Source organism: Arthrobacter sp. TE12231, from assembly GCF_054062895.1.
On the sequence record NZ_JBSSFS010000001.1, the window covers coordinates 3449042 to 3463778 of the forward strand.

The 14737-nt window shown below is 67.6% G+C and carries 17 protein-coding genes; 2 read left to right on the forward strand and 15 right to left on the reverse strand.

The window, feature by feature from the left end:
* Nucleotide 1 precedes the first annotated feature (1 nt).
* The gene (locus tag ACVWYS_RS15415; protein WP_091251364.1) at nt 2-481 is read right to left on the reverse strand and encodes a Dps family protein; all 480 of its coding nucleotides are present in this window, start codon (nt 479-481) and stop codon (nt 2-4) included.
* 166 nt (nt 482-647) lie between these two features.
* Nucleotides 648-1466: a sigma-70 family RNA polymerase sigma factor gene (locus ACVWYS_RS15420; protein WP_456507436.1), complete on the reverse strand. Its 819-nt coding sequence runs from the start codon at nt 1464-1466 to the stop codon at nt 648-650.
* A gap of 254 nt (nt 1467-1720) precedes the next feature.
* Between ACVWYS_RS15420 and flgN the strand changes: the two genes are divergently transcribed.
* Nucleotides 1721-2236, forward strand: coding sequence for a flagellar export chaperone FlgN (gene flgN / locus ACVWYS_RS15425; protein ID WP_344363456.1), 516 nt, complete (start codon nt 1721-1723; stop codon nt 2234-2236).
* 12 nt (nt 2237-2248) lie between these two features.
* Here the strand turns inward: flgN and ACVWYS_RS15430 are convergent, their stop codons facing one another.
* The 13 genes from ACVWYS_RS15430 to ACVWYS_RS15490 form a co-directional block, all read right to left on the reverse strand.
* Nucleotides 2249-2497, reverse strand: coding sequence for a carbon storage regulator (locus tag ACVWYS_RS15430; protein ID WP_456507437.1), 249 nt, complete (start codon nt 2495-2497; stop codon nt 2249-2251).
* A gap of 9 nt (nt 2498-2506) precedes the next feature.
* Nucleotides 2507-3838: a hypothetical protein gene (locus ACVWYS_RS15435; protein ID WP_456507438.1), complete on the reverse strand. Its 1332-nt coding sequence runs from the start codon at nt 3836-3838 to the stop codon at nt 2507-2509.
* A complete protein-coding gene (locus ACVWYS_RS15440; RefSeq protein ID WP_116766987.1) occupies nt 3816-5864 on the reverse strand; it encodes a flagellar biosynthesis protein FlhA in 2049 nt (682 codons plus the stop codon). The genes ACVWYS_RS15435 and ACVWYS_RS15440 overlap by 23 nt, the downstream gene beginning before the upstream one ends.
* Nucleotides 5865-5940: 76 nt before the next feature.
* On the reverse strand, nt 5941-7041 hold the full coding sequence (locus ACVWYS_RS15445) for an EscU/YscU/HrcU family type III secretion system export apparatus switch protein (protein WP_116766988.1): 1101 nt from the start codon (nt 7039-7041) through the stop codon (nt 5941-5943).
* Nucleotides 7041-7799, reverse strand: a complete 759-nt coding sequence (locus ACVWYS_RS15450) for a flagellar biosynthetic protein FliR (RefSeq protein WP_116766989.1) — start codon at nt 7797-7799, stop codon at nt 7041-7043. The genes ACVWYS_RS15445 and ACVWYS_RS15450 overlap by 1 nt, the downstream gene beginning before the upstream one ends.
* Before the next feature lies 1 nt (nt 7800).
* Nucleotides 7801-8076 carry a flagellar biosynthesis protein FliQ gene (fliQ, locus tag ACVWYS_RS15455; protein WP_090956900.1) on the reverse strand — a complete coding sequence of 92 codons (276 nt, stop codon included), beginning with the start codon at nt 8074-8076 and terminating at the stop codon, nt 7801-7803.
* The gene (gene fliP, locus ACVWYS_RS15460) at nt 8073-8939 is read right to left on the reverse strand and encodes a flagellar type III secretion system pore protein FliP (RefSeq protein WP_344363447.1); all 867 of its coding nucleotides are present in this window, start codon (nt 8937-8939) and stop codon (nt 8073-8075) included. The genes fliQ and fliP overlap by 4 nt, the downstream gene beginning before the upstream one ends.
* Nucleotides 8936-9559, reverse strand: coding sequence for a flagellar biosynthetic protein FliO (gene fliO, locus ACVWYS_RS15465; RefSeq protein ID WP_456507439.1), 624 nt, complete (start codon nt 9557-9559; stop codon nt 8936-8938). Before fliO ends, fliP begins: the two co-directional genes overlap by 4 nt.
* Nucleotides 9560-10282 (reverse strand): flagellar motor switch protein FliN, encoded by a 723-nt coding sequence (fliN, locus tag ACVWYS_RS15470; RefSeq protein ID WP_344363443.1) that lies wholly within the window; start codon nt 10280-10282, stop codon nt 9560-9562.
* Nucleotides 10279-11175 carry a flagellar motor switch protein FliM gene (locus ACVWYS_RS15475; protein WP_237563415.1) on the reverse strand — a complete coding sequence of 299 codons (897 nt, stop codon included), beginning with the start codon at nt 11173-11175 and terminating at the stop codon, nt 10279-10281. Before ACVWYS_RS15475 ends, fliN begins: the two co-directional genes overlap by 4 nt.
* An 85-nt stretch (nt 11176-11260) precedes the next feature.
* Nucleotides 11261-12085 carry an OmpA/MotB family protein gene (locus ACVWYS_RS15480; RefSeq protein ID WP_116766993.1) on the reverse strand — a complete coding sequence of 275 codons (825 nt, stop codon included), beginning with the start codon at nt 12083-12085 and terminating at the stop codon, nt 11261-11263.
* Nucleotides 12082-12900, reverse strand: a complete 819-nt coding sequence (locus ACVWYS_RS15485) for a motility protein A (RefSeq protein WP_456507440.1) — start codon at nt 12898-12900, stop codon at nt 12082-12084. The genes ACVWYS_RS15480 and ACVWYS_RS15485 overlap by 4 nt, the downstream gene beginning before the upstream one ends.
* Nucleotides 12901-12902: 2 nt before the next feature.
* The gene (locus ACVWYS_RS15490) at nt 12903-13208 is read right to left on the reverse strand and encodes a flagellar FlbD family protein (RefSeq protein ID WP_344363436.1); all 306 of its coding nucleotides are present in this window, start codon (nt 13206-13208) and stop codon (nt 12903-12905) included.
* A 311-nt stretch (nt 13209-13519) separates the two neighbouring features.
* Here ACVWYS_RS15490 and ACVWYS_RS15495 point away from each other — a divergent pair, with 311 nt between their 5' ends.
* Nucleotides 13520-14680: a cytochrome P450 gene (locus ACVWYS_RS15495; RefSeq protein ID WP_456507441.1), complete on the forward strand. Its 1161-nt coding sequence runs from the start codon at nt 13520-13522 to the stop codon at nt 14678-14680.
* The last annotated feature ends 57 nt before the right edge of the window (nt 14681-14737 follow it).

Consider the following 14737-nt stretch of genomic DNA (forward strand, 5'->3'; position numbering starts at 1 on the left):
CCTACTTGCTTTCAGGTGTGGTCACGCTGGCGGTGGCCTTCATGGTTTCCGCATTGACCATCCAGGCGTACTGTTCAAACTTCGCAATGAACTCATGCAGGAGGTCTGCGGTGGTGGGGTCTTCCTCGTCCACTTCATCGTGCACCTTGCGCATTGTGCCGACGGCCGCTTCCAGGGCCGCGACAATCCGTTCGATGGCGTCCTTGGTGTTGATCAGGCCCGCGGGGAACTCCGCGAGTGCGGTGGATTTGGAAACCGTGGAGCTGCGGCCGTCCGGCAGGGCGTGGAGGGCGCGCATGCGCTCGGCGAGGTCGTCGGCGAATCCCCGGGCGGCGTCGATGATTTCATCAAGCTGAAGGTGGAGGTCCCGGAAGTTGGTTCCCACGATGTTCCAGTGCGCCTGCTTACCCTGGACATGCAGTTCAATCAGGTCCACCAGAACCGCCTGCAGGTTGTTCGTCAGTGTGGGTGATGCTTTCATGCGTCCTCCTCGATAGAACCGGTGCAGTGAAGGCCTCGTGCGCCATCTGGTGGCGCTCCGGCCGGTATCTTCGACGCTACCGCAGGGCATCGCCGCGCCGCGATGGTTCCGGGAGGAATTTCTCAGTCAGCTTACTAAGTAGGCTGACTAACCGTGAAGGGCCCGCTCAGACAGCCTCGTTGAGGACCGGGCCTTGCGGAAAAATGGCCCGGGTGATGCCTCCCGAAGTGGCCTCGGAGAGCTGGCTGAGGTAATCGTTGCGGCGTCGGGGGGTAATCCTGGACTGGGGTTCGAAGGCCTGTTCGGGGTCGTCGGCGTAGTGGGCCGTCAGTCCGTCGCGCATTAGCCGGATGGCCTCGGACCGCTGCTGGGATACTGCGGCGTGCGTGGATCCGAGTTCCGCGGCGAGGTCTTTGACCGTCCGGTCACGGAAGTAGATTTCCTCGACAACGTAGCGCATCCGTTCGGGCAGGGACTTCACGGCGGCCCGGAGGTACTGGAGCCGTTCGTCCGCAAGCACGGAGTGCTCGGGTGAGAGGGTTTCAGCGGCGAGGGTGTCCACCACGGCCTCATCGAGGGGCGTCAGCGTGCGGGACGCATCGGCCAGCGCGGCCTCCACCACGCTTTGCTGGACACCCAGTGCGGACGCGATTTCGTCCACCGTCGGAGTGCGGCCCAGCGCGGACGCCAGCGTTTCCTGCACGGACATGGTTTCTTTGATCCGCCGGCGGGCGGAGCGGGTGGCCCAATCACTGGCCCGCATCTCGTCCGCGAAAGCGCCAAGGATGCGCCGTCGCGCAAACGCGCCGAAGGGCACACCGAGGTCCGGATCGAACGAATCGGCCGAGGTGATCAGGGCAATAGCGCCGGCAGAGGCCAAGTCATCGCGAGAAAGGTGTGACGCCTTTGAGCACAAATCTGAGACGAGATACCCCACCAGCGGAAGGTGCTGCGTGACCATCTCGTTGCGTTCCACGCGATTCACTACTGTGTCCCCCCATGAGACCGGATCCGAAGGGTCGTAGACCCTTAAAACGCCGAGAGCCGCACCCAAGAACGGACCGGTACTCCCCCCATAGGAGTCAGCGTTCGATAGTGGGGTGCAGCACCCATGGTGGAAACCTATCACTTGATCCGCGATCTGCGTGTACCCTCAGGAAAAAGCTTGGCCAAAAATGCGGTAACCGCGCGATCGCCTGTTTCAGCTCTGGTTCAGGCGGCGGCAAGGGAATGGGGCCCATGAGCGCAAGTGATCTCTCCGCAGCACTGTGGCAGGAGCGGCGACAGCTGGAGCTGCTCCTGTTCAGGCTGGAAACGCAGCGGCTGCACGTCGACGCCGGGAATCTGGAGTGGCTGAACTTCATGGCGTCCGAGGTCGAAACCGTGCTGGACCGCCTGCGCTTCGAAGCCCTGGCCCGGAGCGTCGAATCTGCGGCCGTGGCGGCCGAATGGGGCCTGCCGGCACAGACAACGCTCGTGGAACTGATTTCGGCCGCACCCGCCGGGCCCTGGCCCGAGATCCTGGGCGAGCATCTGGACGCCCTGCGTGGACTCCTGGCCCGGCTCGGCGAGGCCGCCCGCGTGAACGAACAGGCGCTGCGGGCGCTCCCGCTGCGGGGACGTCCCGGCCCGGCGGGCACGGCCGGGCTTCTGGATCAGCTCACTACGGCGGGGAACCTGGAGCGGTCCCTGGCCGTGGTGCGGCGCACGTCCCAGCCCCTCCTGGCGCAATACCTGGGCATGGAACGGGACTGATCCGGAGCCGGCTCAGTCGGCGGCGGGGGCTGCGGGCGGCGGCATGAGACCGCGCAGCGCGTCTTCAGTATCCGGTCCGGCTTCCGCCGCGGCGAGGTTTGCCGCCGCGATGGCCTCAATGACTTCCCGGCGCTGGATCGGCACGCCCCGGGGCGCCTCAATGCCTATGCGAACACCGTCACCGCGGCCTTCCAGAACCGTGATGACGATGCCGTCGCCGATCATGATCTGTTCGCCCGGCTTGCGTGTAAGTACCAGCATCCTCTCAATCTACCCTTCGCCGCGGGGAGCGCCGGACGATTCCCGCCGGTTCTGCCATGTCACATCAGGGCCGGCCGGGCGCGCGTCGATCCAGCCCACGGGCAGTCCCAGGGCGTTGACGCTTTCCGGGGTTCCGGTCTCCGAGGCGCCGACCACCGCCACGGCGGTCAGGTTGAGCTGGGCCGCGAGAACGCCGACCCAGCGCGCCGTGTCCTCATGCTTGCGCCCTGCGTCAACCACCACCCAGATCTGGTCGGCCGAGAGCGCGGCCACGGACTGCACCCGGGCCAGGGTGTTCCGGGCCCTGCCGATTCCGAACGCCACCAGGACGGTGCGCTCCGTGACCACAGCGTGCGCGCGGGCGGCCGTGGCGCCTTGGCGGCCGTCAACGTGCAGGTGGCCGTAGGCGGAGAGGTCGCCGGCGGTCCGCACATCGGCACCGCCGGCGGCCATCGACATCGCCAGGGCGGCATCCATGGCGTCGTCCCCCAGCCCGACCAGGGCCACGAGGTCGCCGACGCCGCTCAGCGGGACCGGGACCGGGACCGGGACCGCCGCCAGCGGCGTCTCGGGGCGCCCGGCGTCGCGGGCGGCAGCCACCTTAACGGCAGGGATCCCGGCGTCAGACGCTGGAACGGCAGGCGGGTGAACGATGGAACCGTGAACGGCGGGAGCTTGGGTTGCCGGAGTTCCGGGGGCGGAAAGCGGACCTGCGGGGGTTCCGGCGGCACGCCCCGCGGGACCGGCCACCGGTTCCGCCGGGGCGCGCAGTCCGGCGCCGAGCTGCTCCAGGATCTCGGCGAAGTCCCGCGACTCGGTGGAAACCCCTGCAGCTGCGGGCCGGTGCAAGCTCAGTTCAGCAGCGTCTGCCTCTTCCAGCAGTGCGGCGATGGCGGATCCGTGAAGGTGATGGGCCGGTCCGACGGCGGGCCGGCCCTCGGGCGGCCCGCCCGGCTCCCCGGCGGGGGACGCGGACGGAGCCGCCGCGGCCTTGGCGCCGGCGGCAGCGCCGGCGTCGAACTTCCCGGCATCGGGAAGCTTCCCTGCGGAGGCCGTCGCGCGGGTCCCGCCGGCGGCCGTGCCAATGGCGGGGCTGGCGGCGGGGTCTGCGTCGGCCCCGGCGAGGATGTCGGCGTCGGGCACCACTTCGCCGGTGACGACTTCATGCTTGGGCAGGACCTCAACCATGGCCTCGTAGCGGTCCTGAGCGAAGAGCCCGGCGATTCCGGGACTACTGACCCGTTCGGCGGACACGATCCTGGCGGCCGGCCCGTACTGCTGTTCCGCCTTGCGGCGGATCTCATCGAGCGAGGCTCCCTTAAGCCGATAGCGGTTCGGCATGGCGCACGACTCCTACTGTCTCGATCCGGACATTGGCAGAGGTCACCTCGCGGTAGGACAGCACCGGAACCGACCCCGGCTGTGCCCCCACGAGGCGGTGGATGGCCGGCCGGAGCGCCGGGGCGCACACGAGCACGGCTTGGCGGTTGGCGGCGGCCGCGGCGTCGACGGCGGAGCTCACGGACCGCAGCACGGCGTCGAGCCTGTCCTGCCCCATGACGATCTGGCTGCCGCCTTCCGCGGGCCGCATGTCCTCGAGCATGTGCTGCTCCAGGACGGGGTCGATCATGATGACGTTGAGTACCGGACCGTCCATGAACTTGGCCGTGAGGGCCGGGCCGAGGGCCTGCCGGGCGGCTTCGACGAGCGATTCCGGGTCCGTGGAAATCTTGGCGCGCAGCGTGAGGGCCTCGTAGATCCGGGCGAGGTCGTTGATGGGCACCTGCTCGTCCAGGAGCCCCTGGAGGACGCGTTGCAGCTCGGCGAGGGAGAGCAGAGCGGGGGTCAGTTCGTCGACGGCGGAGGGGCTTTGCTTGCGCACGCCCTCGGTCAGGACGCGGACGTCCTCGCGGGACAGCAGCCGGGCCGCGTTGGCCGAGACGATCGAGGACAGGTGGGTGACCAGGACGGAGACCCGGTCGATCACGGTGGCACCGGTCATTTCGGCGTTGTGGCGCATCTCCCCCGGAATCCACTTCCCGGCGAGCCCGAACACGGGTTCGATCATCGCAGGACCGGGGAGCGAGTCCAGGTTGTCGCCCAGGGCGAGCATCTGGCCGCTGGGGGCCGTGCCGCGCCCGGCTTCCACGCCCGCGATCCGGATCGAATAGGTGGCCGGCGGCAGGTCCACACTGTCCCGGGTGCGCACCGGCGGGATGACGAGGCCCAGTTCCATGGCGATCTTGTGCCGGAGGGAGCGGACCCGGGCCAGGAGGTCGTCAGAGGCGCCCGAGACCATGTCCACGAGGTCCGGAGCCAGCAGGATCTCCACGGGGTGGATGCGCATGTCCTCCAGAAGTTTCTCGTTGGGGTCCATCTCCGGGAAATTCAGCGCGGTGGACTCGGCCTCCCGGGCCCTCTCCGCCAGCTGCTGGCTGGCGGCGGTGCGGCGGGAGGCGAGGATCAGTGCGGCGCCGACCAGGATGAACGGGATGGGCGGCATGCCGGGGATCAGGGCCATGGCCATGGCGGCGACACCGGCGATCATGAGCGCGTTGGGTGACTGCAGCAGCTGGGTGGACGCGGTCCGGCCCATGTCCGACTCGGCGTTGGACCGGGTCACGATCATGCCGGTGGAGACGGCCATGAGCAGGGCCGGGATCTGGGTGACGAGCCCGTCTCCCATGGTCAGCAGGCCGTAGGTGTTCAGGGCGTCGCCGATGTCCAGGCCGCGCTGGATCATGCCGATGGCGATGCCGCCGACGAAGTTGATGATGATAATGATGATGCCCGCGATGGCATCGCCCTTGACGAACTTCGAGGCGCCGTCCATGGCGCCGTAGAAGTCTGCCTCGGCCGAGACCTCGGCCCGCCGCTCCCTGGCCTGGGTGTCGGTGAGGAGCCCGGCGTTGAGGTCGGCGTCGATCGCCATCTGCTTGCCGGGCATGGCATCGAGGGTGAAGCGCGCGCCCACCTCGGCCACGCGCTCGGCGCCCTTGGTGACCACGACGAACTGGATCACCACAAGGATCAGGAACACCACCGCGCCGATGATCATGGAACCGCCGACCGTCACCTTGCCGAAGGCCTCAATGACCTGCCCGGCGTACCCGTTGCCCAGGACCAGGCGGGTGGAGGCGACGTTCAGGCCCAGCCGGAACAGCGTGGCCACCAGCAGCAGGGAGGGGAACACGGAGAAGTCCAGGGGCTTCTTCACGAACATGCTGGTCAGCAGCACCAGCAGTGCCAGCAGGATGTTGCAGACGATGAGGAAGTCGAGCAGGGGCGCGGGCACGGGAACCACCAGCAGCAGCACGATCCCCACGATGCCGATTGGCACCGCCAGCCGGTTCAGCCTGTTGTTCATGGTGCGGTCCTTTCACAGACGCTGATTCCCAAAGTTGTCCCGCGGCGCTTCATCTGCCGTTGCCTCATGCGGTGCCTCATGCAGCGCCTCCCACAATGGCGGCCGGGCGGCTCATGCGGTGCATCCCGGCGGCGGCGCCCCGGGCCTTGAGCGCCATGACGAACGCGAGGACGCCGGCCACCGCCCGGTAGAAGTCCACCGGGATCTCATCGCCCAGCTCACAGGCTCCGTGGAGGGCCCTGGCCAGCGGGATGTCCTGGACCATGGGCACGTTCTTCTGCTCGGCTTCTGCCCTGATCCTGGCGGCCACGTGGCCGGCGCCCTTGGCCACCACGCGGGGGGCTGACTTGCCGGGCTCGTATTTGAGGGCCACGGCCACGTGCGTGGGGTTGACCAGGACGACGTCGGCATCACCGATCGCGGCGATCATGCGGTTCCGGCTCATGGCCATCTGGCGGGCCCTGCGCTGGGACCGGATCAGCGGGTCGCCCTCGCTGTTCTTGTTCTCGTCCTGAACTTCCTTCTTGGACATCCGGGTCTTCTTGCGGTTGCGCCGCATGACGACGAAGAAGTCCGCCGCGGCCAGCACGATGCCGGCGGCCACAGCGAACTGGACCAGGGAGGCGATGCCGCCGGCCGCTGCCGCGGTAACACCGGCCACGGGGAGTCCTCCCGCGGTCAGCAGCACCGGGACGAGCCCCTGCACCACCATGTACAGCACCAGCCCCACCACGCTTGCCTTCAGCAGCGCTTTGATGCCGCCCCACACCGCCTGGGCGCCGAAAAGCCGCTTGACCCCGCTGAGCAGGTTGAAGTGCTCGAATTCGAACCGGAATTTCTTCAGGTGGACGCCGCCCTGCAGGGCGGAGGCGGCCAGGACGGCCAGGAACACGACGACCAGCAGGGGCCCGACAATGCCGGCGATGGACGCAAAACCGTCCTCCAGCGCCTGGACGGCTTTGCCGGGGTCGGGTGCCGAGATGATGCCGCGGATGCTGAAGAGCTGGTCCGCGGCGGCGTTGGCGCCCCGCTCCACAGTGCTGGGCAGCATGAGGGCGGCCGCACCCACGCCTACCCAGGCGGTGAGGTCCTGCGAGCGGGAGAGCTGGCCCTTGGAGCGGACCTCCCTCATCCGTTTGTCGGTGGCTTGCTCGGTTTTCTCCTGTGAATCCGCCATCAGCCCACCCCCAGCACAGCTTTGGCCGCCTGTCCGGCGAGGCTGGAAACGATCCGCGGCAGGGCCAGGAACATGAAGCCGGCCAGCATGAGGGTCAGGAGGATCTTGAGCGGGAAGCCCAGCGAGAACGCGTTCAGCGCCGGTGCAACGCGGGTCAGGAGGCCGAGTCCGACGTCGGCGAGGAACAGGACCACCAGCAGGGGCCCGGCGATCTGCACGGCGGCCAGGAACATGCCGGATACTGCCGCGATGATGGCTTGGACGGGCTGTGTCAGGTCTATTCCCCCGGCCAGGGGCAGGGCCGCGAAACTGCCGGTGAGGCCCGTGATGACCAGCTGGTAGCCGTCGGAGGCGAACAGCAGGGCCAGCGCCGCCATCTGCAGGAGGCGGGTGAACTGGGCGCCGTTGACCATCATTTGGGGGTCGAAGGCCTGGGCCATCTGGAAACCGCTGGCGAGGTCGATCAGGCTGCCGGCGGACTGGATGGCGGAGAAGATCACCAGGACCAGGAATCCCAGGGCAAAGCCCGTGACGAGCTCCAGGACCACTCCGGTGAGGAACCCGGCGGTATCGCGGGGCGTGTAACCGCCCGCCAGGCGCTGGGTCACTGCCAGCCCCAGGCCCAGTCCCAGCATGGCCTTCACGCGCCCCGGAAACGCCTGGTGCGAGAACGGCGGTGCCACGATCAGGAAGGCGGTCATCCGGACCGTGGCCAGCAGGAGGACTTCCAGCCAGCTCGGGTCGATGGGGATGCCCACCTCACAGGCCTCCGAGCAGGGACGGAATCTTCGCGAAGAGGTCGTTCGTGAACGTAACCATCTCCGAAATCATCCAGTGTCCGCAGACGATCAGGGCCACGGCCACGGCGGCGGCCTTCGGCACGAAGGACAGGGTGGCTTCCTGCAGCTGTGTGATGGACTGCAGCAGCGAGATGGCCAGGCCCACCACCAGCGCCGTGACCAGCACGGGTGCGGCGAGCTTGGCGGCCACGATCATGGCCTGGAGGCAGATGTCCAGGACGGCGTTGGCGTTCATCCGCTGCCCGCATAGCTTTGCACGAGCGCGGTGATGATCAGGCCCCAGCCGTCCACGAGGACGAAGAGCAGGATCTTGAAGGGCAGCGAGATCATGACCGGCGGCAGCATCATCATGCCCATGGACATCAGGGCCGCGGACACCACGAGGTCGATCACGAGGAACGGGATGAAGATGACGAAGCCGATGATGAATGCGGCACGAAGCTCGGAGATCATGAACGCCGGAATGAGGGTCTGCAGCGGGACGGCCTCAGGGGATGCCGGGTTCTCGGCCCCGGCGGCGCGGGACATCAGGGCAATGTCCTCTTCCCTCGTGTGAGCGAGCATGAAGTGCTGCAGCGGACCCGACGCGGCGCTGACCGCACCGTTGAAGTCCAGGGTGCCGTTGAGGTACGGCTGGATGCCGGCGGTGTTCATCTCGTTGATGACGGGCCACATCACGAAGATCGACAGGAACAGTGCCAGCCCCGCCAGCACCTGGTTGGGCGGGATGGACGGCAGGGAAAGCGCGTTGCGGGTCATCGCCAGGACCACGAAGATCTTGGTGAACGACGTCATCATTAGCAGCAGCGAGGGCGCAACGGCCAGCAGCGTGATCCCGATCAGGGTCAGGACGGCGGTGGAGGGTTTGCCGTCCACCCCGTTGATCTGGATGTTGACGTTCCCGGTTCCGGGAGTGGCCGGATCGGTCGGCGCCACCGGCGGGGCCGGGTCGATGGGTGCTGCGTGGCCGGTGGAGGCGTTCAGCCACAGCAGGAGGACCGCAAACAGCACGGCGGCGAGCCCCAGGGCCAGGAGGCGGAAGGGTCCAGTGCGGGCGGGACGCAGGCGGGTCGTGCCGGTGGTGAGGGGGCGGATCAATTGCGGCGTCCGCTCCTGAGAGCGGCGGCGGCCTGCTTCCACGTGGAGCCGGCAAGGATGGACCCGTGCAGGGGCGGATGGGCCGGGGCGCCGGCAGCACTGCCACGGCCGGCGGGGCCGCGGGCATGCGGGTTCCGGTGCAGGGAACTGCGTCGCGACGGCGGCAGGTCCGGGCCGCCGTCGGCGTTCTCAACGAACGGGCCGTCAACCACCGGGCCGTCAGCGAGCAGTCCGTTGTGGCCGTCCGCGGCCGGGCGGCCCGGCTGGCTGCTGAAGTGGTCGCCGGCGAGCGGCCGGGCGTCGGCGAGGATGCGGGCGAAATCCCCGAAGCCTCGGCTGATGCCGGGGACCGGGACGTCTTCGGGTTCGGGCGGGATATCCCCCGTGTGCAGGACGTTCACGGCGTGTTCGGTGACGCCCAGCAGGAAGCGCTGCCCGGCGGCGTCGACCACCACCACGGAGGCTTTCTGTCCGAGGCTCTGCCGGCTGACGATGGTCAGGGCGCGGTCAGCCCGGCGCCGCCCGGTGCCCTTGCCCAACCGGCGCTGCAGGAACCACATGAGGCCAAGCACCGCGCCCAGGGCCACGACTACCCGTAGCCCGAGGATCAGTGCGTCCATTCAGCTGAGCCCCTCGGCGACGTCGAGGATGCGGGTGATCCGCACTGCGTAGTCCTGGTCCAGGACCACCACTTCGCCGTGCGCGATCAGGCGGCCGTTGAGCAGGATGTCCGCGGGGGCTCCGGCGGAGCGGTCCAGTTCGATGATCTTGCCCGGTTCCAGGGAGAGCACGTCGCGGACGGACATCCGGGTGCGGCCGATCTCCACGGTCAAGGCCATCTCGATGTTGTTGATGCGGCCGAGCCGGCCGGCCGCCGTGTCCCCGCCGGCGAAGACGTCCCCGGCGCGGTCCTGGCTGTTGCCGTGTTCGCGGAGCCGGACAGCAAACCAGGCCGCGGCGTTGCTGCCGTCGGACAGTTCAAAGACAGCCGTGTCGGGGTCCGAGAGGAGCCCGGAGACATCGGATTCGCGCAGGTCGGACAGGACGCCGGCCCCGAAGACGGAGCTGGCGCTTTCCATGGCCGGGCGCAGCACATCGGTCACGGAGACGTGTCCCAGCTGGGTCCCGGCGCCGGCCGCCTCGTCAAGGAAGGTGCGGTCGCTGAGCATGAGCGCGAGGTCGGCGGTGACCGCGCCGACGAAGGTCGCCGTGACCGCCTGGCGGGCGTAGGCCGCAGCGGCGCGGGCGGGCACCAGGGCAACGACTTTCAGGGCCACCGGGCTGGGCAGTTCCTCGACGAGCCGCTCCGCCGACAATTCGTGCTTGGTCAGGGTGATGCTCATCGTTGGTTCTCCTCGATTGTGACAATGACTGCGGCCGCGCGGGAGCCGTTGCGGGCCGGTGCGGCGGTGGCCAGCCGGGTTCCGTCCAGGGTGAGGTCAAAGGGCCGGTTTTCCAGGTGGGGCAGGGTCAGGACGTCGCCGACGGCGAGGCCCAGGACCTGGCCGGGGGTGACGAACGACGTCGAAAGCCGCACCGACAATTCCACCGGCACCTGCTCCAGCTGGGCGCTGATGCGCGCTGCGGCGTCGCCGCGGTTGTCGGTGGGGTTGACCTTCTTGAGCCGTCCCAGCAGGATGGCGGCCGGCACGGCCAGGGTGGCGGGGGCGTTGACGTCGCCGACACTCATGGTGAAGGAGGCGACGATCATCAGTTCGCTCGGCGCGGCGGCCTGGGCGAACTGGGAGTTGTACTGGATGGTGTCCACCCGGACGGTCTCGCTGAGCAGCGGGCCCAGCGAGTAGCCGAGGTCTTCGAGGGCCTCGTCCATGAGGCCCTTGATCAAGGCCTGCTCGATCTGGGTAAATTTCCGGTCCGGCATGGGCGAATCATTCGAGGCGCCGAGCATGCGGTTGACCCAGCCGAGGGCGGCCGGGCCGGGGAACTGCACCACCAGCTTGGAATCCTGGGCTTCCACGGTGCAAAGGACCATGGCGGTGACGGCGGGCAGCGAGGCGGCGTATTCGTCGTAGCTGAGCATGCTCACGTCTTCGAGGCGCACCACGGACTTGACCCGGACCTTGGCGGTCAACTGGGTTCCCCACTGGCGGGCGAAGGTTTCGAAGGCGAGCTCCAGCACACGGCTGTGTTCGCGCGCGAGCGTCGCAGGACGGCGGAAGTCATAGACGCTGACGGTCCGCTCCCGTGCCACTTCCCGCTCATCCAGAACACTCACGGTTGCCACTATCGGCAAGGGATCCGCCGGCGTAAGCAGTATGCCCTAGGCAATACGGTGCAATCCGCTGTAAGCAAGGGACAGCCTATTTCTCGCTCAGCTTCAACGCTTCCGGAATGAGGGCGCGGACGACGTCGGGCTTGTCCGAAATGACCACGATGTCCACCCGGCGGTTCCGCTCCATGAGCTCCGGGGTGGAATCGTCGTTGACCTGGCGGGCCGAGCCGAAGGCGACGGCGCCGATGGTCGCGGGGGCAATGCCGCCGTCGTCCACCATGTAACGCAGGACGTTGACGGCACGTGCCGAGGACAGTTCCCAGGTGGACGGGTAGGCCGTAATGCCGTTCGCGGCATGCCCCTCGACCATGATTTCCATCCCGGCCGGCTTCAGGACCGGGGAGATGATCTGCAGGACCCGGGTGGCCCGGGACGTGAGTTCGGGCCGGTCGGGCTCGAAGAAGGCCTGTGACCCGACGAGCTTGACCGTCAGGCCGCGTTGGTCGATCTGGAACTCGACGTTTTCGCTCAGCCCGGCCGCTGCCAGGCCGGCCTGCATTTTCGCCTGCAGCGCCTTGAGCCGGTCCACTTCCTTGATCGCCTCGGCCATGTTCTCGGGCGACGCCGTTGCCGCGCCCTTCACGGCGGCGAACGCCTCGAGGTTCTTGTCCACGAGTTCCGGCGGCACCACGGTGCCCGACGCCGTGTCCACTGTCTGCGACGCAACCGCGCCGAAGCCCGTGGCCAGGGAGTTGCGGAGCTTTTCGAACTTGTTGGCATCGACGGTGGACATCGCGAAGAGGACGATGAACATGCACATCAGCACGGTGACCATGTCCATGTAGGACGCCATCCAGCGTTCGTCGACGTGGTGTTCTTCCGGCTTCTTGCGTCCGCGCCGCCTGGGGCTCACGCGGCCTGGTCCATCTTGCCGGGTTTGTCGCTGTCACTCTTCTTGCCGCCCCGAGCCGTGCTCTTGAGCTGGTGCTCCGGGACCATGGCACGGAGCCGTTCGGCGAGCAGCAGCGGCTGGGCGCCGGACTGGACCGACAGCATGCCTTCCATGAGCAGCGTCATCCGTTCGATGTCCAGTTCCGAGAGCCGACTCATCCGGGCGCTGAAGGGAAGCCAGATGAAGTTGGCCGAGAGCAGGCCCCACAGGGTGGCGACGAAGGCTGCCGCGATCATCGGGCCCAGATGGTCCGGGGTGGAGAGGTTTTCCAGGACGTGGGTCAGGGACACCACGGTGCCGATGATGCCCACAGTCGGGGCATAGCCACCGAGGCTGGCGAAGAATTTGGCGTTGGCGTGGTCGCTGCGGGACTTCGAATCGATCTCGTCCTCCATCAGCATCCGGAGGTCCTCGGCGTCGGTGCCGTCGGCGATGTTCTGGAGTGCACGGGCAAGGAAGGGATCTTTGACGCTGGCCGCTTCTTCCTCCAGGGACAACAGGCCCTCGCTGCGGGCCTTTTCGGCGAAGCGGACCATCTGGTCGATGCTTTCCTGCGGCTTCGCCGTCTTGCCTTGGAACATTTTGGGCAGGGCTTTGAACGCCTGGACGACGTCTTTGAGGGTGTTGCCGGCGATCCCGACGGCGAGCGTGGCACCGAAGACCAGGATCATGGGGGCCGGGAGAAGCAGTGCCGACAGGCTGGCGCCTTCAAGGGACACCATGGCGATAACTGAGCCAAAGGCGAGGAGCAGTCCGATGACTGTTGCGGGATCCATGGTTACTTTCTGGGTTTCACGGGCGCCGTGGTTCCGGCTCCGTCGGTGTCGTCTGTGTCGTCGTCCGGCTCAACAGTCCGGACCAGGCTCAGCGGATAACCGGTGATGGCCGGGAAGTCCCGGGCCTTACTCAGGATGTAAGCCCGGTAGTCGGCGATGAGCTCGACCACTTCCGCGAGGCTTTCCAGGACCACGTAGGCGGCGCCGTCGAGCGTCACCAAATGCGTATCCGGGCTCTCGTGGATGCGTTCGATGAGGTCCGGATTGACCGCGAAGCGCGTTCCGTTGAGGCGTGTGACGACGATCATGGGCCGATTCTGCTCTGTGAGGGGAAGGGTGTTCTCCTCCGTACTGTCGGCAGCCCCTGCCCCTTCGTTAGGCGGCCGGGCCAGGCGCCGGCGCTGACGGGTGGCCGAGGCGACAGGATTTACTGTAATTGCCGGTGATTGCCCGTGATTTCCTGTGCGCCGCATGCCGGGCGGTACTAGGGTGGGTCCTGACGGGGCCATGCGGCCCGCCCCGTTGGAGCCTTGGTCCGATGCGGTTGATCCATCGCGTTCACAGCTCTTAGATCTGCCCCACGACGCATCGGCCGCCCGCCTCATCAGGAAGGCCAGCCATGGTGCATTTTCCGGCTCTGGAGCCGTTGAACCCGTTTCCCCAGTACAAAGCCATGCGGCGCAGCGACCCCGTCTTCCAGGATGAGGAGACCGGTGTCTGGCACGTCTTCGGCTATGACGACGTGCAGCGCGTTCTGTCCGAGCACGCCACGTTTTCTTCCCGAATGGGCGGGGACAATCCAACCGAAACAGGGCAACTGTTCGCGGCCAGCCTGATCAATACGGATCCGCCCAGACACCGCCAGCTGCGTTCCCTCGTGACGCAGGCGTTCACGCCGCGGTCGGTGGAAGCACTCGCACCGCGCATCCTGGCACTCACGCACGAGTTACTGGATCCGGTCGTTGCCACGGGCAGCACGGACCTGATCGATCAGCTGGCCTATCCACTCCCGGTGATCGTGATCGCGGAGCTCATGGGCATCCCGGCCGCGGACCGGGACCGGTTTAAGCAGTGGTCTGACATGATCGTGAGCCAAGCTCCGGGCGCCGACGAGTCCGGCCACCCCGATACCCACCGGGAAATGGCGGAGTACTTCATGGGCATGATCGAGGAGCGGCGCCGCCAGCCGGGCAGTGATTTGATCAGCGCGCTCCTCGCGGCCGAGATCGACGGGCAGAAACTCAGCGTCATCGAGCTGCTCGGATTCTGCGCCCTGCTGCTCGTCGCGGGCAACGAGACCACCACCAACCTGATCGGCAATGCCGTACTGTGCTTCGCCGAATCGCCGGGCACGGCGGAGCGCCTTGTCGCCGACCTGGACCTGCTCCCGCAGGCGATCGAAGAGGTGCTGCGCTACCGCTCCCCCGTACAGTCCATGTATCGGATCTCGGCCGTGGACACCACGCTGCGCGACCGGTCGATTCCTGCGGGGTCGCCCCTCGTGGCCTGGATCGGCTCGGCGAACCGCGACGGGGAGCAGTTCCCGGATCCCGATGTGTTCGACGTCGGCCGCTCACCCAACCGTCACCTCGCCTTCGGGCAGGGCATCCACTTCTGCCTCGGGGCTCCCCTGGCCCGGCTCGAGGCCAAGGTCGCGCTGCAGGCCGTGCTCTCCCGGTTGCCCGGGCTGGCAGTGGACCCCGGTGCGCAGCTGGAGCGGATGGAAAGCACGATCGTCTATGGGGTAAAGCATCTTCCCGTGTCCTGGCAGGCTGGCTGACCGCGAGCGCCGCGGCCGCCCTTCCCCTCCTTGTTGCGCTATCACTTATGGCGGCCA